Raw genomic sequence first — 18,949 nt, 5'->3', positions numbered from 1 at the left:
ACGACCGTCACGACCGGCCACGACCGGCCACGCGCGGGCCACGTGCGGGCCACGTGCGGCCGCGCGCCGCAGCGGGTCGGGCGGTGAGACGGGTGTGACCGGGAACACCTGTAGACGCCACGGTGTTGCGACGGAGCCGGGCCGGTCGTGCCGCGTCGGGCACCGCACCTCCTCGCCCGTGGCTCGTCGTGGCTCGTCCCCCACCGAGAGGCACCGATGTCGTCCGCCCGCACCGCGCCCGCCCCCGCCGACGCGACGTTCCAGCCGCCCACGCACCGGGAGATCCGCACGATCCTCGGCGGGCTCATGCTCGGGATGTTCCTCGCCGCCCTCGACCAGACGATCGTCGCGACGTCGATCCGCACCATCGGGGACGACCTGCACGGGCTGTCGCTGCAGGCGTGGGTGACGACGGCGTACCTGCTCACGGCGACGATCACGACGCCCCTGTACGGCAAGCTCTCCGACGTCTACGGCCGCAAGCCGTTCTACCTGCTCGCGATCGCGCTCTTCGTCGTCGGCTCGCTGCTGTCCGGCACAGCCGACTCGATGTACCAGCTCGCGCTGTACCGCGGCGTCCAGGGCCTGGGCGCGGGCGGGCTCATGGCGCTGGCGATCACGATCCTCGGCGACCTCGTCGCGCCCCGCGAGCGCGCCCGGTATCAGGCGTACTTCCTCGCGGTGTTCGGCACGTCGTCCGTCCTCGGGCCCGTCATCGGCGGCTTCTTCGCGGGTGCGGACGAGATCCTCGGGGTGGCGGGCTGGCGATGGGTGTTCCTCGTCAACGTGCCGATCGGGATCCTCGCGTTCGTCGTCATCTGGCGCGTGCTGCACCTGCCGCCGCTGCGCCGCGTCGAGCACCGGATCGACTGGCCGGGCGCGCTCGCGCTCGTCGTCGCGCTCGTGCCGCTCCTCGTGGTCGCCGAGCAGGGCCGCTCGTGGGGCTGGACGTCCGGGCAGGCCGTCGCGTGCTACCTCACCGGGCTGGTCGGGCTCGTGCTGTTCTGGCTCGCCGAGAGGCGCGCGCAGGGGGACGCGATCCTGCCGCTGCACCTGTTCCGCAACCGGACGTTCAGCGTCGGGGCGGCCGCGAACACCGTCATCGGCCTCGGCATGTTCGGAGGCCTCGCGACGCTGCCGCTGTACCTGCAGATCGTGCGGGGCCAGACGCCGACGGAGGCCGGGCTGACGCTCATCCCGTTCACCGTCGGGATCATGACGGGCTCGGTCGTCGCCGGTCAGACGACGTCCCGCACAGGCCGGTACAAGATCTTCCCCGTCCTCGGGACGATCCTCATGGTGATCGGCGCGCTGCTGTTCTCGCGGTTCGGTGTCGAGACGCCGTTCGCGCAGATCTTCACGTCGTCCGTCGTCTTCGGCCTCGGGCTGGGTCTCACGATGCAGCCGCTGGTCCTCGCGGTGCAGAACGCGGTGCCCGTGCGCGACATGGGGGTCGCCACGTCGTCGTCGCTGTTCTTCCGCCAGATGGGCGGCACGCTCGGCACGGCTGTGTTCCTGTCGCTGCTCTTCTCGACGGTCGGCGGCGCCATCCGCGACGCGTTCGAGCGGCTCGCGACGTCGCCCGACCTGCGCGCGGCGCTGTCCGACCGCGCGCTGCTGGCCGACCCCGCGAACGCCGCCGTCGTCGGGGCGCTGTCCGGCGACGGCACGCTGCCGTCGCTCGACGACTCCTCGTTCATCGGCGCGCTCGACCCGCGCCTCGCGCGACCGTTCCTCGAGGGGTTCGCCGAGTCCGTCGACCTCGTGCTCCTCGTCGCCGCGGGCATCATGGTCCTCGGCGTCGTCCTCACCGTCCTGCTGCCCGAGCTCCCGCTGCGCGACGTGTCGGGCATCCAGGGCCGCCTCGCGGAGGACGCCGACGCCGACGCCGCTGGCGCCACCGCCGCCGCGGCGACGCGCAGCGGCACGGACGACGCTCCCCCTGCCACCCCCGCGGGCGTCACCGCGGTCGGTGGGGTCACGGCGGTCGTGGCCGACGCCGACGCCGCGCGGCGCGTCGACGAGCCGCCGCGCTGACCGGGGGTCCAGAAAGTCGCCGGCTGGGTGAACCCGACGGCGCGTGCCACCGTGTGACCGGTGACACGACGGAGCCCAGCACCGGAGGCCGCGATGCCGCAGACGATCCAGGAGTCCCCCGCCACCCCCCTCGCCGACGCGCAGGCCGACCCGCACGCCGGGCACGGCTGCGGCGGCTGCCTCGACCGCCGGCAGGTCCTGCAGCGCGCCGGTCTCGTCACCGTGGGCGTCGCCGCGGTGAGCCTCGCCGCCGCGTGCTCCTCCGACGGCGCCGCGGAGGGTGACGGCGCCGGCGGTGACGGCTCGCAGGCGCCGGCGGCCGACGGCTCGCTCGCGCAGCTCGCCGACGTGCCCGTCGGCGGTGCGCTCGCCGTCACCGACGCCGACGGCAACAAGCTCCTGCTCGTCCAGCCCGAGGCGGGGACGGTCGTCGGGCTGTCCGCGGTGTGCACCCACCAGGGCTGCGCCGTCGTGCCGGACGGCGAGGAGCTCAGCTGCCCGTGCCACGGCTCGGTGTTCGACCTGACCGGCAAGAACGTGTCCGGCCCGGCGCCCGAGCCCCTGCCGACGGTCGACGTGCACGTCGCCGACGGCGCCGTGCTCCTGGGGAAGGCCTGACGGGGATGACCGCCGCCACCGCGGGCCCCGCCCGCTCCGCCTCGTCCCGTCGGCCGGTCGCGCTGCTGCTGCGCGTCGTGCTGGCCGCGTGCGTCGTGACGTCCGCCGTCGTGCACCTGCAGCTGTGGAACGACGGCATGAAGAACGTCGACGTGGTCGGTCCGGCGTTCCTGCTCAACGGCGTCGGCGGCCTCGTCCTCGGCGTCCTGCTGCTCGTGTGGCGCTCGGTGTGGCCGCTGCTCGGTGCGATCGGCTTCGGCGTCGCGACCCTCGGCGCGTTCGTCGTCGCCACGTCGCCCGCCGGGCTGTTCGGGGTGCACTCCCGCTGGGAGGGGACGCCCGAGTGGGTGTCCGCGATCACCGAGGCGCTCGCGATCGTGCTGGGTGTCGTCACGATCCTCGTCGAGCGCCGGCTCGTGGCCGCCGCGCCGGGCACGTCCGTCCCGACCGCCGCCTGACCGCGCGTCAGCCGGGTGCTGCGGGGGCGAGCGCGTCCAGCAGCACCCGGCTGCGGCGGGTCTCCTCCCGCAGCCGCTCGGCCGTCTCGTCCGCTGCCGTCAGCCCCAGACCAGTCCCTGCGCCGGGTCGGCCAGGACGGCGGCGACGTCGGCCAGGACCCGGGCGCCCAGCTCGCCGTCGACGAGCCGGTGGTCGAAGCTCAGGGCGAGCTGCGTGACGTGCCGCGGCTTGACCTTGCCCTTGTGGACCCACGGCTGCTCGCGGATCGCGCCGAACGCGAGGATCGCGGCCTCACCCGGGTTGAGGATCGGGGTGCCCGTGTCGATGCCGAAGACGCCGACGTTGGTGATGGTGATCGTGCCGTCGGACATGTCCGTCGGCGACGTGCGGCCGGCGCGCGCGGTCGCGGTGAGGTCCCCGAGAGCGCGGGCCAGGTCGAGCAGGTCGAGCCGGTGGGCGTCCTTGACGTTCGGCACGACGAGCCCGCGGGGGGTCGCGGCGGCGATGCCGAGGTTGATGTAGTGCTTGTAGACGATCTCCTGCGCGGCCTCGTCCCACGACGCGTTGATCTCGGGGTGGCGGCGCACGGCCAGCATGAGGGCCTTCGCGGCGATCAGCAGGGGCGTGACCCGCACGTCGGCGAACTCGCGGTCACCGCGCAGCCGTTCGACGAGCCGCATGGTGCGCGTCACGTCGACGGTCTGGAAGACGGTGACGTGCGGCGCCGTGAACGCGCTGGTCACCATGGCCTCGGCGGTCCGCTTGCGCACGGACTTCACGGGGACGCGGGTCTGGCGGCCGTCGTTCGACACCGCGCCGGAGGCGAGCCACGGCTGGTCGTCGCCGGGGTACGTCGCGAGCGTGCGGGCCTCCGCCTGGGCGGCGCGGGCGAGGACGTCCTCACGCGTGACGATCCCGCCGGGCCCGGTCGGGTCGACGGAGTCGAGGTCGACGCCGAGCTCGCGCGCGAGCTTGCGGACCGGAGGCTTGGCGAGGGCGTGCCGTCGGGCGGGAGGGGTCGGCGTGGCCGGGCGCGCGACGGCGGGCACGTGCGGCCCCGCCGCGGCTGGGGTCGCGGACGGAGCCGCGTCGGCCGGTGCCGCGTCGGCCGGAGCCGCGGTGGCGCGTGCCCGGCGCGAGCCGGACGGGTCGGCGAGCCCGTACCCGACGAGCACCGCCTCGCGCGCCTCCCCTGCGGCGTTCCCCGCGGCCGGGGTCGTGCCACCGGCCGCGGCGCTCGCGGCGGGCACGTGCAGCCCCGCCGCGGCACGCTGCGGGTGCGTCCCGCCGAGCCCGGCGGCGGCGCGCTGCGACGTGTGGTCGGCGGAGAGCGCCTGGTCCCGTACCGCCGCGACCTCGTCCGCACCGCCCGGCTCGACGCCGCTGTGCCGGTCGCCACCGCCGCGGTGCCCGTGCTCGATCGCGCCGCCGTGCGCCGGCGCGGGCGCGGGTGTGCCGGTCGGGTCGGTGTCGATCTCGATGATCGGCGTGCCCACGTCGACCGTCTGGCCGGGCTCGACGAGGATCGCCGTGACGACGCCCGTCCACGGGCTCGGCAGGTCGACGAGCGACTTCGCGGTCTCGATCTCGACGATCGTCTGGTTCACCTCGACGGCGTCCCCGACCGCCACGTGCCACGCGACGATCTCGGCCTCGGTGAGGCCCTCCCCGGCGTCGGGGAGCGGGAACTGCTGGTACGTCGGCACGTGCGGATCCTCCTCGGACCGGGGCAGGGCTGTCGTGGTCGAGGCCCGCGCCGCCTCGTCGTGGGTGGTGGCGAGGCGGCGCGGGCGGGCCGTCAGAACGCGAGTGCGCGCTCGACGGCGTCCAGGACCCGGTCGAGGCCGGGCAGGTAGTCGTGCTCGATCTTCGCCACCGGGTAGGGGGCGTGGAACCCGCCGACGCGGAGCACCGGGGACTGCAGGTGGTAGAAGCACTCCTCGGTGATGCGGGCCGCGACCTCGGCGCCGGTGCCGTACAGCACGGGCGCCTCGTGCACGACGACGCACCGGCCGGTGCGCCGCACGGACTCGGCGACGGTGGCCGTGTCGAGCGGCGACAGGGCGCGCAGGTCGACGACCTCGATGCTCGTGCCCTCGGCCGCGGCGGTCTCGGCGGCCTTGAGCGCGGTCTGCACGGTGGGGCCGTGCGCGACGAGGGTGACGTCGGTGCCCGGGCGGACGATGCGCGCCTTGTCGAGCAGCGGGCCGTCGGGGGCGGCGTCGAGGTCGACGTCGCCCTTCTCCCAGTACCGGCCCTTGGGCTCGAAGAACAGCACCGGGTCCGGCGACGCGACGGCCTGCTGGATCATCCGGTAGGCCTCGACGGGGCTGGACGGGCTGACGACGCGCAGGCCGGCGGTGTGGGCGAACAGCACCTCGGGCGACTCGCTGTGGTGCTCCACCGCGCCGATCCCGCCGCCGTACGGGACGCGGATGACGACGGGCAGCGTGAGGCGGCCCTTCGAGCGGTAGTGCATCTTCGACAGCTGCGTCGTGATCTGGTCGTACGCCGGGAAGATGAACCCGTCGAACTGGATCTCGCACACGGGCCGGTAGCCGCGCAGCGCGAGCCCGATCGCGGTGCCGACGATGCCGGACTCTGCGAGCGGGGTGTCGACGACGCGGTCCTCGCCGAAGTCCTTCTGCAGCCCGTCCGTCACGCGGAAGACGCCGCCGAGCCTGCCGATGTCCTCGCCCATGAGCAGGACCTTGGGGTCGCTCTCGAGGGCGCGGCGCAGGCCGAGGTTGATCGCCTTGGCGAACGTCAGGCGCTGCGTGCCGCTCGTGCCGCCGCCGGCGGGGTCGGTCGGGCGGGTCTGGGTGCTCGTGCTCACCGGTGGCTCCCCTCGGACGTGCTGCCGGCGTCGAACGACGCCTCGTACCGCTCGAACCAGGCGCGCTCCGCGTCGACGACGGAGTGCGGCGTGGCGTAGACGTGGTCGAACATCGAGGCGGGCGACGGGCGTCCCATCGCGCGCACCTCGGTGCGGATCCTCTCCCCCAGCCTGTCCGCGTCGTCGGCGACCTGCGCGACGAACTCGGCGGGAAGCTCGCCGACCTGCTCGAGGTGGAGGCGGAGCCGGTCGATCGGGTCGCGGCGGCGCCAGTACTCCTCCTCCGCGCTCGACCGGTAGCGGGTCGGGTCGTCGGAGGTGGTGTGCGCGCCCATCCGGTACGTGAACGCCTCGACGAACGTCGGTCCGCCGCCGGAGCGGGCCCGCTCGAGCGCCCACTGCGTCACCGCGTAGGTCGCGAGCACGTCGTTGCCGTCGACGCGCACCGACGGGACGCCGAAACCGGGACCGCGGTCTGCGAGCGGGACCCGCGCCTGCTTGGTGGTCGGCTCGGAGATCGCCCACTGGTTGTTCTGGCAGAAGAAGACGACGGGCGCGTTGTTGACGGCGGCGAAGACGAGCGCCTCGTTGACGTCGCCCTGGGCCGTCGCACCGTCGCCGAAGTAGACGACGACCGCCGAGTCGCGCTCGGCGTCGCCCGTGCCGACGAGCCCGTCGCGCTGCAGGCCCATCGCGTAGCCCGTCGCGTGCAGGGTGTGCGAGCCGATGACCAGCGTGTACAGGTGGAAGCCGTGCGCGACCGGGTCCCAGCCGCCGTGGTCGACGCCGCGGAACAGGCGCAGGACGTCGGCCATGTCGACGCCGCGGGCGTGCGCGACGCCGTGCTCCCGGTAGCTCGGGAAGACGTGGTCGCGGGCCGTCATGGCGTGCGCGGAGCCGATCTGGGCGGCCTCCTGGCCGAGGCTCTGCGCGAACAGCGCGAGCTCGCCCTGGCGCTGCAGCGAGGTCGCCTCGGTGTCGAACCGGCGCACGAGCACCATGTCGCGGTACATCGCGCGCAGCGCGTCCGCGTCGAGGTGGGCGACCCGGGCGTCGAGCTCGGGATGGGGTGTGCGCTCGCCGGTGGGAGTCAGCAGCTGGACGAGACCGTCGTCGGTCAGCGGGCCGGTCTGGCTCACGCGGTTCTCCTTCACGCCGGCGGCGGGGGCCGCTCCGGGTCGGGGCAGTCCGGGTCGGTGCCTCGAACCTACGTCAGCGTAGGCTACGCCTGCGTAGGTTGCGCGGGACCCCGACGCACAAGGCTGATCCGGACGCGTTGTGGGGTCCCTACAGCGCGTGCCGGGCGGCCCGCCGGAATTCAGCCGCCCGCATCCCCCAGTTCACCGCGGCCGCTGCCGATGGGGAAGGCAGGGCGGTGAGCGCCACCGCGGGAAGGGGCCCGACGATGCGCGACGACGACATGACGACGGACCTGGCCAGACACCGGGCGGACGAGCAGCGGCACGCGGCGCGGCCCGACGACGCACGGCCGCACCTCGTCGACGAGCGCGACGTGCGCCTCGCCCTGGAACGGCTCGGGCTGGGCGAGCGCGCCCTGACGGTGCACCGCGCGACCGCGTTCCTCACGGCGCTGGGCGTCACGGTGACGCACGGCGACGGCGCCCTCGCCCGAGCCGCCGGCACGGACGCGGACACGGGCAGCGGCACCGGCACCGGCGATCGCGCCGACGATCGTGGCGCCGACCGCCGCTCCCACACCGCCGACGACGCGCGCGACCTCTGGTCGGAGCACGGGTCCGCCGACGACGGACCGGGCGCCGGCGACGTGGCCAACCTCCTCGAGGTCCGTTCGCACCTCAGGGACCGTGCGCCGCTGCCGTCCGCAGCCGACCTCCGCGCGCGCACCCGCGCCGCCTTCGGGCACCGCGCGGTCGCCACGGCCTGACGCCGACCCGCCGGACCACGCCGCGGGGTGGGGTCGGGGCGTTCCTCCACGCGCCCCGCCCCCACCCCGGGCATCGCCGTCGCCGGACCCCGGTCCGCGGGGTCCCGGGTGGGCGGTGGCATGCTGGGGCGGTGAGCCGCGTCCCCCTCCGCAAGGCCCTCGCCGACCTGCCGCCGTACGTGCCGGGCGCGCGCGTCCCCGTCGGCGCCGCGGCGTTCAAGCTGTCGTCGAACGAGAACCCGTACCCCCCGCTGCCGTCGGTCGTGGCCGCGATCGCCGACGCGGCGGTCGACGTCAACCGGTACCCGGACATGTACGCGACCGAGCTGGTCGAGGCGATCGCGGCGTCCCTGGGCGTCGCGCCGGAGAGCGTCGTGGCGGGCTGCGGCTCCGTCGCGGTCCTCGGCCACGTGCTGACCGCCGTGTGCGAGGCGGGTGACGAGGTCGTCCTGCCGTGGCGGTCGTTCGAGGCGTACCCCATCGCGGTGACCCTCGCGGGCGCGGAGGGCGTGCGTGTGCCGGTGGGCGCCGACGGCCGCCTCGACCTGGAGGCCATGGCCAAGGCGGTCACGTCGCGCACGCGGGCCGTCCTGGTGTGCACCCCCAACAACCCGACGGGGCCGGCGGTGCGCGCCGACGAGCTCGCGCGGTTCCTCGCGTCGGTGCCGTCCGACGTGCTCGTGGTCCTCGACGAGGCCTACGTGGAGTTCGTCCGGGACGAGGAGGCGGCCGACGGGCTCGCCGCGTTCGCCGACAACGCCAACGTCGTCCTGCTGCGGACCTTCTCGAAGGCGTACGGGCTCGCCGGGCTGCGTGTCGGGTACGCCGTCGCGCGCCCGCGCCTGGCCGCCGGGATCCGTGCGGCCTCGACCCCGTTCGGCGTCTCGCACGTCGCGCAGCTCGCCGCGCTCGCGTCGCTGCGGGCCCGCGACGAGCTGCTGCGACGCGTCGGGTCGATCGTCACCGAGCGCTCGCGCATGCTCGACGGGCTGCGGCGCCAGGGCTGGACCGTCCCCGACTCGCAGGCGAACTTCGTGTGGCTCCCGCTCGGCGACCACGCGACGGCGTTCGCCGAGCGGTGCACGCACGCGGGTGTGCTCGTGCGGCCGTTCGCCGGTGACGGCGTGCGCGTGAGCGTCGGCGAGCCGGAGGCGACCGACCTGCTCCTCGAGGTGACGGCGGACTGGTCGCGCCGCTGACGCCGCGCGTGTGACCGTTCTGCCCCGGTCGGGACCCTCCCGGTGGCAGGATCGACGCATGTCGTTCGTGGTGCGGGTGCTGATCAACGGCGTCGCGATCTGGTTCGCGACCCTCGTCCTGTCCGGCCTGACGATCGTGGGCGCGGACACCAACGTCGAGCAGGTCGGCATCATCCTGCTCATCGCTCTCGTCTTCGGGATCGTCAACGCGATCGTGAAGCCGATCGTCTCGTTCCTGTCGATCCCCCTGTACATCCTCACGCTGGGCCTGTTCACGCTGGTCGTGAACGCCCTGATGCTCATGCTCACGGCGTGGATCACGGAGCAGACCAGCTGGGGCCTGCGGATCGACAACTTCGGCACGGCCGTCCTGGGCGGGCTCATCATCTCGGTCGTGTCGTTCGTGCTGTCCGTCCTGCTGCCGGACGGTCGCCGCGACTGACCGCTCGACGCGCCGCGCCTCACGGTCGCCCCGTGCGGGGAGGGACCGGGCCGCCCACGGGCGAGAGCCGGTCCGGTCGCGGCAGCCCCGTGGCCGGGTCGAGCGCCACGACGGCCGGGTCCCGGGTCGCCACGAACTGCCGCGTCGTGGCCGTCGTGCCCTCGGGGCCCAGGACCGAGGCGACGGCGGCGGAGTAGGCGCGCACCTGCGGGTCGTCTCCGACCGCGTCCAGGTGCTCCGCCAGCCGCACGTACCGGCCGACGCCGTGCGCCTCGGCCGGCGTCCGCACCGGAAGCCCGTCCAGCCGCTCCACCGATCCGCGGACCACCCGGACGTTCGTCGCCACGCGGTCGGGCGACCCGTCCACCTGGTGCAGCGGGTCCGCGGGGTCCCGCAGGTGCACGACCTGCACCGACGGGGGCAGCGGCCGCACGGTGGGGTCGGGCGAGCCGGCGGTGGCGACCGCCGCGACCGCGTACGTGCCGGCGGCCAGCGACGCGACCGACATCGCCACCATGCCGCCCTGGCTGTGGCCGACGAGCATCACGGGCTCGTCGGCGGCGATCCCGGCGAGGTGCATGGCCTCGAGGACGGCGGTCGACATGTCGTCGGGGAGCCCTCCGACGAGCCGCGGGTTGGTGCCGTTGTCGGTCGGGGCGTCCTCCGCGAACCCCGCCCTCTGCGTCCCCGGCACGGCGACCAGCCACGCGACCGTGCCGTCGGGGTGGGTGAGTCGCTGGACCGTGATCGTCGCCTCGGGCGTCCCGCGCAGGCCCGTCGCCGAGCCGTCGTCGTAGGTGAGCGCCACCGCCGCGATCGCCCCGGCGGTGTCGCGCGGCACGGGGAGCTGGGGGGCGCCGGGCCGGGAGACCACGACCGTGGGCCCGGGCTCGGGCAGGAAGCGCACGAGCCCGCGCGCGAGGAGCCGCACCCGGTCCCGCGCCGGGACGACCAGCCCTCCCGGCCCGAGGATCCCTGTCGCGAGCGCGACGACGGCGAGCTCGGTGCGACCGTCGGCGAGCCCGCGGGCGACGAGCGCCGGGACGCGGCGTGCGAGGAGGTCGCGCTGCGCGCGCAGCACGTCGTCGGCCCGCCCGAAGGGTGCGGCGAGGACCATGCCGTGCCAGGTCGCGCCGGCGGCCGCCGCACCGGCCCCCACGACGACGGAGCCCCCGAGCAGCACGCGTGCGAGCGTGGCGCCGGGAGCGAGCGAGCGCAGGGCGCCGTCGAGCACGACGACGCCCCGCAGCGCGCGGTGGGCGCCCGACTCGGCGTCCCCGTAGGCGAGGATCGCGCGCTCCAGGCGGTCGGTCAGGTCACGCGCCTCCGCAGCCAGCCGGGCCGGCGCGGTCCGGCCGTGCCGCGCCCCGGCGACCGCGCGTGCGGCGACGCGCCCCTCCTGGGTCGCGAGACCGGGCTGCGCCGCACCGGCCGCGAGGACGAGCGCGCGGTCGGCCGCGTGGAGGTGGGCGGCGACGTGCGCCAGCAGCCGGGCGGCGCGGCGCAGGTCCTCGAGGTCGACGACGTCGGGGCGGCCCCCGCCGACGATCGTGACCGGGGGCGACGTCATCCGAGCACCCCCACGGACGCCCGGTGCGCGGCCTCGTCCGCCGCAGCGGCGGCCGTCTGCGCGACGTCGACCTGCTCGACCGCGTGCGCGAGGCGGGCGTCCAGCGCGTCGAGCGCACCGAGGTAGCGCGCGACGGTCGGCGAGCGCCACTCGACCCGGCGCGCGACGGCGACGAGGTGCCGCGCCTCCACGACCTCGTCGCGGGCCCGCCCCAGGTTCCGTGCGATCTCGCTGACCATGCGCCGGACGCTAGGGCGGCACCGGGGCAGGTCCGACGCGCGGGGCCAGCACCGGTGGAGCGCCGCGCACGAGATCGGGGCTGTGGACGGCTCGCGGGCACGGATCCACACCGCGCCGCAGCAGGTGCCGCGGGCTAGCGTGCGGACGTGCCGCACCGCCTGCCCGCGCCGCTCGGCGTCCTCGCCGTCGTCGTGGGCTCCCTGCTGTTCGCGGTCAACGGCACGGTCGCGAAGCTCGCGATGCAGGCGGGGCTGTCCCCCACACGCCTCGTGGAGGTCCGCTGCGTCGGCTCCGCGGTCGTGCTCGTCGCGGCCGTCCTCCTGGTCGGCGCGCGGCGGCTACGCCTGCGGGACCGCCACGAGCTGTGGTCGCTGGCCGTGCTCGGCGTCGTCGGGGTCGCGCTCGTGCAGTGGCTGTACCTGACCGCGATCTCGCGGCTGCCGGTCGGCATCGCGCTGCTCGTCGAGTACACCGCGCCCCTGCTGGTCGCGCTGTGGGCACGGTTCGTGCTGCGCGAGGCCGTGCACGCGCGCGTCTGGTGGGCGCTGGCGGCGTGCCTCGGTGGTCTGGCGCTCGTGGCGCAGGTGGGCGAAGGCGTCGTGCTCGACCTGCTCGGCCTGCTCGCGGCTGCCGGCGCCGCGGTCTCGCTCGCGGCGTACTACCTCCTCGGGGACCGGATGCTGTCGAGCCGCGACCCGCTCTCGACGCACGCCTGGACCATGGCGTTCGCCGCCCTGTTCTGGGTCGTGCTGCAGCCGGTGTGGACGTACCCGTTCGGCACGCTCACCGAGCCCGTCGGCGTCCCGGGCGGGACGACGCCGCCGCTGTGGGCGCTCGTCGTGTGGATCGTCGTGCTCGGCACGGTCGTGCCGTACCTGCTGTTCCTCGTCGGCATCCGGTCGCTGGGTCCGGCGCGTGCGGGGCTCCTCGGCATGGTCGAGCCGGTGGCGGCGTCGGCGTCCGCGTGGCTGTTCCTCGGCGAGGCGATGACGCCCGTGCAGCTGGTCGGCGGCGCGGTCGTGCTCGCCGGGGTGGTGCTCGCGGAGACGGCCCGCCGTCGCCCCGTCGACGCCCTGGTGCTGCCGGACACCGTGGCGCCCTAGGCGAGGTCCAGACCGCCGGCGACCGTGAGGAGCTCGTCGACCACGGCTGCGACCGCGGGCCGTGGCTCGTGGCGGGTGGCGCGGTGCCGGACGACGAGGCGGCGCGACCCGAGGCCCGGCACGGTCGCGACGGTGACCGCGTCGGGGAGCTCCCCCTGCAGCGCGAGCGCGGGCAGCATCCCGACGCCCTGACCTGCGGCGACGAGCGCGAGCGCGACGTCGAAGTCGTAGTACACGTGCCGCGTCGCGAGCGGGCCGACGAGGGCCGCGACGCGTCCGAGCGCCCGCGCCGCGGCGGTGCCCGGCTCCGACTCGAGCCACGTCGCGGACGCGAGGTCGGCGAGCCGCCCGGGAACGGGCACGGCGGCGGGCAGGACCAGGCGCCACGGCTCCTCGAGCAGGACGACGTCGCGGTGCCCGCGGGGGGTGTGGGGGTCGGAGTCCTCGTCACGCTCGAGCAGCACGACGTCCGCGTCGCCTCCCCGCAGCCGGCGCAGCGCGTCGTCGGGGTCCCGCTCCTCGACGACGACCTCGACGCCGGGGTGACGTGCCGCGAGCCCGGCGAGCGCAGGCGTGACGACGGCCCGGATCGCGGTCTGGAAGCCGACGACGACGACGCGCCCCGACAGCTCGCCCCCGAGCGCCGCGAGCGCCTTGCGCGCCTCGACGAGCTCGCCCTCGATGCGCTCGGCGGCGTCGGCGAGGATGCGGCCGGCGGCCGTCAGGGTCGCGCCGCGAGGGCCGCGGTCGAGCACGGCGACGCCCTCCTCGGCCTCCAGACGGGTGATCTGCTGGGACACGGCGGAGGGCGTGACGCGGAGCAGGTCGGCGGCCGCGAGGACGCCTCCGGCCCGGTGCACCGCGAGGAGGACGGCGAGACGGCGGGGGTCGGTGGCCACGCGGCGATCGTAGTTCATCGCTGCTAAACCCCTGGCTTAGTCGACTTCGATTGTGCTGAACCCCCGGCGACGCCACACTGGTCGCACCGCACGTGCTCGGCATCCCGGCGACGACGGCCCCCTCACCTTCTTCCGCCTGCCTGGAGCATGCCCGTGTCCGTCGTCGTCACCGCGCTCGGCTGGGTCGGCGCGGCCCTGTGCCTGACCGCCTACATCCTCGTCACGCGCGGCCGCTGGTCACCGACGTCGGGCCGCTACCAGGCCGCGAACGTCGTCAGCGGGCTCATGCTCGGCGCGGTCGCGGCGAGCAGCGGGGTCTGGCCGTCGGTCGTCACCAACGTCGTCTGGGCGGCCGTCGCGCTGCACGCCGTCACGAGCCTCGTCCGCGCCCGCCGCCACCGCACCCCGAGCGTCCCGCCCGCGGCCTGACGCAGCGCCCCGCGCAGCGTGTGGACGGCGGCCCCACCGCCCCGGACCCCTCTGGGATGATGGCCGGCATGTCCTCCCCCGACGCCTCCGCCCCCCTCGCGCGCGTCCGTCTGGCCGACGTGACGCCGTCGATCGCCCTCGGCCCGCTCGACGGCCGGTACCGCGCGGCGGTCGCGCCGCTGGTCGACCACCTGTCGGAGGCGGCGCTCAACCGCGAGCGGGTGCACGTCGAGGTCGAGTGGCTGATCCACCTCGCGCAGCACGGCGTGGTGCCGGGCGCCCCGACGCTCTCGGCGGCGGAGGAGCAGTACCTGCGCGACGTCGTCGCGACGTTCGGCGCGGCGGAGGTCGCCGAGCTCGCGGAGATCGAGCGCACGACCGTGCACGACGTGAAGGCCGTCGAGTACTTCCTCAAGAAGCGGCTCGCCGACGCGCCGGCCGCGCTCGGGCCCGGCACGGTCCTGCCGCACGTCTCGGAGCTCGTGCACTTCGGGTGCACGAGCGAGGACGTCAACAACCTGTCGTACGCGCTCATGGTGCGCGGTGCGGTGCAGGACGTGTGGCTCCCCGCCGCGACGGCCCTGACGGACGAGGTGGCCGCGCTCGCGCACGAGCACAAGGACCAGCCCCTGCTCGCGCTGACGCACGGCCAGCCCGCGACGCCGACGACGCTCGGCAAGGAGCTCGCGGTCCTCGCGCACCGGCTGCGCCGCCAGCTGCGGCGCGTCGCGGGCGACGAGTTCCTCGGCAAGATCAACGGCGCGACGGGCACGTTCGGCGCGCACGTCGTCGCGGTCCCGGGTGCGGACTGGCCGGTCGTGAGCCGGACGTTCGTCGAGCACCTGGGCCTGACGTGGAACCCGCTGACCACGCAGATCGAGTCGCACGACTGGCAGGCGGAGCTGTACGCCGACGTGGCGCGCTTCAACCGCGTGCTGCACAACCTCGCGACCGACGTGTGGACCTACATCTCGCGCGGGGTGTTCATCCAGATCCCCGTGGCGGGCGCGACGGGCTCGTCGACCATGCCGCACAAGGTCAACCCCATCCGGTTCGAGAACGCCGAGGCGAACCTCGAGCTGTCGTGCGCGCTGCTCGACACGTTGTCGGCGACTCTCGTGACGAGCCGCCTGCAGCGCGACCTCACCGACTCGACGACGCAGCGCAACATCGGCCCGGCGTTCGGCCACTCGCTCCTCGCGATCGACAACGTGCGCCGCGGGCTGAAGGCGCTGGACGTCGACGTCGCCCTGCTCGAGCGCGAGCTCGACGAGAACTGGGAGGTCCTCGGGGAGCCCGTGCAGTCGGCGATGCGGGCGGCGTCGGTGGCGGGCGTGACGGGCATGGAGAACCCGTACGAGCGGCTCAAGGAGCTCACGCGCGGGCGCCGGCTGACGGCCGACGACATGCGCGAGTTCGTCGCGGGACTGGGCCTCCCGGCGGACGTGGAGGAGCGCCTGCAGGCCCTCACACCGGCGGGCTACACGGGCCTGGCAGCCGACCTGGTGGCGTACCTCGACCGCTGACGCACCCCGGACCTAGGTCCCGCGGCGGCCCGCCGCGGGAGGGCGACCGTTGGGTCGCGACCGTCGCCCTAGCACGGTCCGGACAGCTGCGCGCGGCGACTCCGTCGCCCGATCGATGCGTTCGCATCGATTCGACACATTCTCATCCCGTTCTCATGTGGTCGAACCGCTTCGACCGGGAACGTTCCCACCACCGCTGACCTGCAGAGTTACACCAATGGGTGAACCGACCTGGACAGGTGCCCGTGAACGGCTGCACAATCGTGCACCGATCCGTCTGGTTCCTCCGATTCCTCCCTCCTCGGCAAGGATGCCCACCGTGACCCTGATGCAGAAGGCGATCACGCCAGCGCTCACCCGCGCGATCCTGACCGCGGGGCACGACCGTGTGGCCGGCTACGTGGTGCGGGCCGAGGACGTCGCGTTCGCGACCACCCCGGCGCAGCTCTTCGAGGTCCACGGGCTCGGGTACGAGGGGTCGCCGTTCAGCCCCTGGGACCGCTCCATCGACATCCTGCGGTTCGAGTCCTCGCCGCAGCTGCAGTACCGCGACGTCCCCGGCTACATCCTCCCGCTGTGGTGGCTCCGCCACTCCCGCATCCCCCCGGGCGCGGAGCTCGTGCGGGTCTACGACGACGGCACCGCGACGCTCCTCGCGCGCTACGGCGACGTCGGCACCGGCTGGACCGTCACGCAGCTCGGCGCGCACCGGCCCGCCCCCGCCTCGCTCTCGCGGTGCGTCGGCCCCGTCGCCAAGTGGCACGGCGCGTACCTCGAGGCGGACGTCGTCGACGGGGGCCACACCGTCGTGCTGGCGCTCGCCAACCCCCCGCTCGCCGAGACCGGCTTCCAGCAGGCACCGTCGGGCCGCTGGTACCGCCGGGTGGCCCGTGAGGACGTGACCGAGCTGTTCGAGCTCGACCTCACCGCCCGCTGGAACGGCCTGTCCGTGCGTGTCGTCGACCAGTGGCAGGACGCGCAGCGCTACGTCGTCGCCCGCATCTCCCACCTCGGCGACGACATCGAGCGCGCCGAGCGGCTCCACCTCGAGCGCATCGAGGCCGGCGTGTACGAGGGCATCGTCTACGCCGCCGAGCTCACCGACATCCAGACCAACCAGGTCGTCCCCCACACCTGGGCCCCCGGCCCGGCCGCGCAGCGGCACACGGTGGCCTACTGACGACACAGACCAGGGACGCGTCGACGACGCCGTGATCCCTCCCGGACGCGTGCCGGGCCTGGCCCTCCCCCCCGTCCAGGCCCGGCACGCATCATGTCCGGCCCCGGTCGCCCGGCGACCGGCGGCTCAGCCCACCGACGCGGGCGTCGGCACGTCCGGCACGGAGATCGCGGCGAGCTCGGCCAGGGCCGCGCCGTACGTGGCGGCGTCACCCGCGCGCGCCGCCTCGCGTGCCCGGACCGTCGGACCGTGCAGGAGCGCACGCGTGCGACGGCGCAGCGCGCGCTCGCCGCGCTCGTCCCGCGCACCCTCGGGCAGGGCGGCGAGCGCCTCCTCCAGGCCACCCAGCACGCGCGTGCGCTGGGCCACGACCGCGGGGTTCCACTCGCGCACGCGCTGGTCCGCCTCGTAGGCGTCGGCCGCCTCCACGACGATGCGCCGCGCCGACTCGACGGCGGCGTGCTCGGCCGGCGCGTGCTCGGCGACGGTGTGCAGGCTGACGAGACGGACGCCGGGCAGGTGCCGCACGCCCGGGTCCACGTCGTGCCGCAGGGCCAGGTCGACGACGGTGAGCGGTCGAGCGTCCCGGCCGGAGCGGGCCTGTGCGAGCGCGTCGACCTGCAGCACCGCGCCGGCGGCGCCGCTGCACGCGACGACGAGGTCGACGCCCGCGAGCTCCGCGGCGAGGTCGGCCCCGGCGGGCAGGGCACGGACACCGCGCGCCGCAGCGAACTGGCCGGCGCGGCCGCTCGGCGAGTAGACCCGGACGTCGGCGCAGCCACGGGCCTTGAGCGCCGCGAGCGAAGCCCCGGCGTACGAGCCGGTCCCGACGAGCACGCAGCTCACGTCCGGCCACGGCGGCAGCCCGCGCTCGGCGATGTCGAGGGCGACGCCGACCACCGAGCGCCCGGCGGACCCGAGGCCGGTCTCCGACTCGACCGCGCGCGACACGCGGGACGCCGCCTGGAACAGCGACTCCAGAGCGGACGTCGTCGTGCCGTCGCGCCGAGCGGTCGTCAGGGCGCGGCGGACCTGTCCCGCGATCTCCCGCTCGCCGACGACCATCGACTCCAGCCCGGACGCGACGGCGAACAGGTGCTCGCCCGCGGCGGGTCCCGTCAGGGGGCGCAGGTGCGTGAGGACCTCGTCGGCGGCGTACCCCGAGCGGGCCGCGACGGCCTGCGACGCGGCCGCGAGGGCCGCGGGCGTCTGGTCGGCGTCACCGACCTCCAGGTACAGCTCGAACCGGTTGCACGTCGCGAGCACGACGGCACCGGTGACGGGGGTGGACGCCCGCACGAGCTCGCGACCCACGGCGTGCACGTCCGACGAGAGACGCTCCAGCACGGTGAGGTCGAGGTCGTGGTGACTGGCGACCAGGGACAGCAGCACCACGGTCCCGATTGAATCATCCCGACATTTGTCGGGCACAATCGACAGGTGCCTCTTCCCGTCACACATCCGCTCGTCGACGGCCGCACCGCGAATTCGCCGCTCGTGCGCGCGTATTCCGGCGAGCGCCCCTCGCGCCGCCCCGTCTGGTTCATGCGCCAGGCCGGCCGATCCCTGCCCGAGTACCGGGCGCTGCGCGCCGGGACGCGGATGCTCGACGCGTGCCTGGACCCGGGCATGGCGAGCGAGATCACGCTGCAGCCGGTGCGCCGGCACGACGTGGACGCGGCGATCTTCTTCTCCGACATCGTGGTGCCGCTGCGGCTCGCGGGCGTCGACGTGGAGATCAAGCCGGGCGTCGGCCCGGTCATGGGCGCGCCGGTGCGCACCGCGGACGACGTCGCCCGCCTGCGCGACCTGGGCCCGCTGACGCCGGAGCGGCTCGCGCCGGTCAGCGAGGGCGTCGCCGCGACCGTCGCGCAGCTCGGCAGCACACCGCTCATCGGCTTCGCCGGCGCGCCGTTCACGCTCGCCGCCTACCTGGTCGAGGGCGGCCCGTCGCGCGACCACCTCGCCGCGCGGACGCTCATGCACGCGGACCCGCAGACGTGGACCGCGCTGACGCAGTGGGCGGCCGACGTGACGGGCGCGTTCCTGCGCGCACAGGTGCTCGCGGGTGCCAGCGCGACGCAGCTCTTCGACTCGTGGGCGGGCTCGCTCGGCCTCGCGGACTACACCGCGCACGTCGCTCCCGCGTCGGCGCGCGCGCTTGCCGCGGTCGCCGACCTCGACGTGCGCAAGGTGCACTTCGGCACCGGGACGAGCGAGCTGCTCGCCGCGATGCGCGACGTCGGCGCCGACGTGGTCGGGGTCGACTACCGGCTCCCGCTGGACGAGGCGAACCGCCGGCTCGGCGGCACCACGCCGCTGCAGGGCAACATCGACCCGGCGCTGCTCGCCGCCCCGTGGCCCGTGCTCGAGGCGCACGTCCGGGACGTCGTCGCTCGCGGTGCGCAGGCGCCCGCGCACGTGGTGAACCTCGGCCACGGCGTCCCGCCGGAGACGGACCCCGACGTCCTGACGCGGGTCGTCACCCTGGTCCACTCCCTCTGA

At 75.2% G+C, this 18,949-nt stretch carries 18 protein-coding genes; 11 read left to right on the top strand and 7 right to left on the bottom strand.

Annotated features, from left to right (window positions below):
* The first annotated feature begins 216 nt into the window (after positions 1-216).
* The 3 genes from CELF_RS01275 to CELF_RS01265 all read left to right on the top strand — a co-directional run bounded on the left by CELF_RS01275 (position 217) and on the right by CELF_RS01265 (position 3,113).
* Complete coding sequence (locus CELF_RS01275; protein ID WP_013769432.1) at positions 217-2,037, top strand: MDR family MFS transporter; 1,821 nt, start codon at positions 217-219, stop codon at positions 2,035-2,037.
* Positions 2,038-2,130: 93 nt separating this feature from the next.
* A complete protein-coding gene (locus CELF_RS01270; RefSeq protein ID WP_013769431.1) occupies positions 2,131-2,655 on the top strand; it encodes a QcrA and Rieske domain-containing protein in 525 nt (174 codons plus the stop codon).
* 5 nt (positions 2,656-2,660) lie between these two features.
* On the top strand, positions 2,661-3,113 hold the full coding sequence (locus CELF_RS01265; protein ID WP_013769430.1) for a hypothetical protein: 453 nt from the start codon (positions 2,661-2,663) through the stop codon (positions 3,111-3,113).
* A 99-nt stretch (positions 3,114-3,212) separates the two neighbouring features.
* Here CELF_RS01265 and CELF_RS01260 read toward each other — a convergent pair whose 3' ends face one another.
* The 3 genes from CELF_RS01260 to pdhA all read right to left on the bottom strand — a co-directional run bounded on the left by CELF_RS01260 (position 3,213) and on the right by pdhA (position 7,089).
* On the bottom strand, positions 3,213-4,820 hold the full coding sequence (locus CELF_RS01260) for a dihydrolipoamide acetyltransferase family protein (protein ID WP_013769429.1): 1,608 nt from the start codon (positions 4,818-4,820) through the stop codon (positions 3,213-3,215).
* Positions 4,821-4,912: 92 nt separating this feature from the next.
* Complete coding sequence (locus CELF_RS01255; protein ID WP_013769428.1) at positions 4,913-5,950, bottom strand: alpha-ketoacid dehydrogenase subunit beta; 1,038 nt, start codon at positions 5,948-5,950, stop codon at positions 4,913-4,915.
* Entirely contained in the window at positions 5,947-7,089 is a 1,143-nt protein-coding gene (gene pdhA, locus CELF_RS01250) for a pyruvate dehydrogenase (acetyl-transferring) E1 component subunit alpha (RefSeq protein WP_041553681.1), read from the bottom strand. The genes CELF_RS01255 and pdhA overlap by 4 nt, the downstream gene beginning before the upstream one ends.
* A 266-nt stretch (positions 7,090-7,355) precedes the next feature.
* Here pdhA and CELF_RS01245 point away from each other — a divergent pair, with 266 nt between their 5' ends.
* The 3 genes from CELF_RS01245 (at position 7,356) to CELF_RS01235 (ending at position 9,497) form a co-directional block, all read left to right on the top strand.
* The gene (locus CELF_RS01245; protein WP_013769426.1) at positions 7,356-7,856 is read left to right on the top strand and encodes a hypothetical protein; all 501 of its coding nucleotides are present in this window, start codon (positions 7,356-7,358) and stop codon (positions 7,854-7,856) included.
* Between the two features lie 131 nt (positions 7,857-7,987).
* Complete coding sequence (gene hisC / locus CELF_RS01240) at positions 7,988-9,055, top strand: histidinol-phosphate transaminase (protein WP_013769425.1); 1,068 nt, start codon at positions 7,988-7,990, stop codon at positions 9,053-9,055.
* Between the two features lie 58 nt (positions 9,056-9,113).
* Positions 9,114-9,497 carry a phage holin family protein gene (locus tag CELF_RS01235; RefSeq protein WP_013769424.1) on the top strand — a complete coding sequence of 128 codons (384 nt, stop codon included), beginning with the start codon at positions 9,114-9,116 and terminating at the stop codon, positions 9,495-9,497.
* A 19-nt stretch (positions 9,498-9,516) separates the two neighbouring features.
* Here the strand turns inward: CELF_RS01235 and CELF_RS01230 are convergent, their stop codons facing one another.
* A complete protein-coding gene (locus CELF_RS01230) occupies positions 9,517-11,067 on the bottom strand; it encodes a hypothetical protein (RefSeq protein WP_013769423.1) in 1,551 nt (516 codons plus the stop codon).
* Positions 11,064-11,306: a hypothetical protein gene (locus tag CELF_RS01225; protein WP_013769422.1), complete on the bottom strand. Its 243-nt coding sequence runs from the start codon at positions 11,304-11,306 to the stop codon at positions 11,064-11,066. Before CELF_RS01225 ends, CELF_RS01230 begins: the two co-directional genes overlap by 4 nt.
* A 147-nt stretch (positions 11,307-11,453) precedes the next feature.
* On the opposite strand from CELF_RS01225, the gene CELF_RS01220 reads away from it, so the two are divergent.
* Positions 11,454-12,410, top strand: coding sequence for an EamA family transporter (locus CELF_RS01220; protein ID WP_013769421.1), 957 nt, complete (start codon positions 11,454-11,456; stop codon positions 12,408-12,410).
* On the opposite strand, the gene CELF_RS01215 is transcribed toward CELF_RS01220, so the two are convergent.
* Positions 12,407-13,309, bottom strand: a complete 903-nt coding sequence (locus CELF_RS01215; RefSeq protein ID WP_126297635.1) for a LysR family transcriptional regulator — start codon at positions 13,307-13,309, stop codon at positions 12,407-12,409. The genes CELF_RS01220 and CELF_RS01215 overlap by 4 nt on opposite strands.
* 153 nt (positions 13,310-13,462) lie before the next feature.
* Between CELF_RS01215 and CELF_RS01210 the strand changes: the two genes are divergently transcribed.
* From CELF_RS01210 to CELF_RS01200, 3 genes are all read left to right on the top strand, one after another.
* The gene (locus CELF_RS01210; protein ID WP_013769419.1) at positions 13,463-13,738 is read left to right on the top strand and encodes a CBU_0592 family membrane protein; all 276 of its coding nucleotides are present in this window, start codon (positions 13,463-13,465) and stop codon (positions 13,736-13,738) included.
* A 68-nt stretch (positions 13,739-13,806) separates the two neighbouring features.
* On the top strand, positions 13,807-15,264 hold the full coding sequence (purB, locus tag CELF_RS01205) for an adenylosuccinate lyase (protein ID WP_041553679.1): 1,458 nt from the start codon (positions 13,807-13,809) through the stop codon (positions 15,262-15,264).
* 328 nt (positions 15,265-15,592) lie between these two features.
* Positions 15,593-16,444: a hypothetical protein gene (locus CELF_RS01200; protein ID WP_126297936.1), complete on the top strand. Its 852-nt coding sequence runs from the start codon at positions 15,593-15,595 to the stop codon at positions 16,442-16,444.
* Between the two features lie 126 nt (positions 16,445-16,570).
* Here the strand turns inward: CELF_RS01200 and CELF_RS01195 are convergent, their stop codons facing one another.
* Positions 16,571-17,839, bottom strand: a complete 1,269-nt coding sequence (locus CELF_RS01195) for a glutamyl-tRNA reductase (protein ID WP_041553298.1) — start codon at positions 17,837-17,839, stop codon at positions 16,571-16,573.
* A gap of 45 nt (positions 17,840-17,884) precedes the next feature.
* On the opposite strand from CELF_RS01195, the gene hemE reads away from it, so the two are divergent.
* Positions 17,885-18,949 (top strand): uroporphyrinogen decarboxylase, encoded by a 1,065-nt coding sequence (hemE, locus tag CELF_RS01190; RefSeq protein ID WP_013769415.1) that lies wholly within the window; start codon positions 17,885-17,887, stop codon positions 18,947-18,949.

Source organism: Cellulomonas fimi ATCC 484 (genome assembly GCF_000212695.1).
Lineage (GTDB): Bacteria > Actinomycetota > Actinomycetes > Actinomycetales > Cellulomonadaceae > Cellulomonas > Cellulomonas fimi.
Note: the sequence above shows the minus strand (reverse complement) of the source record. Positions and strands in the feature narration are given on the sequence as shown.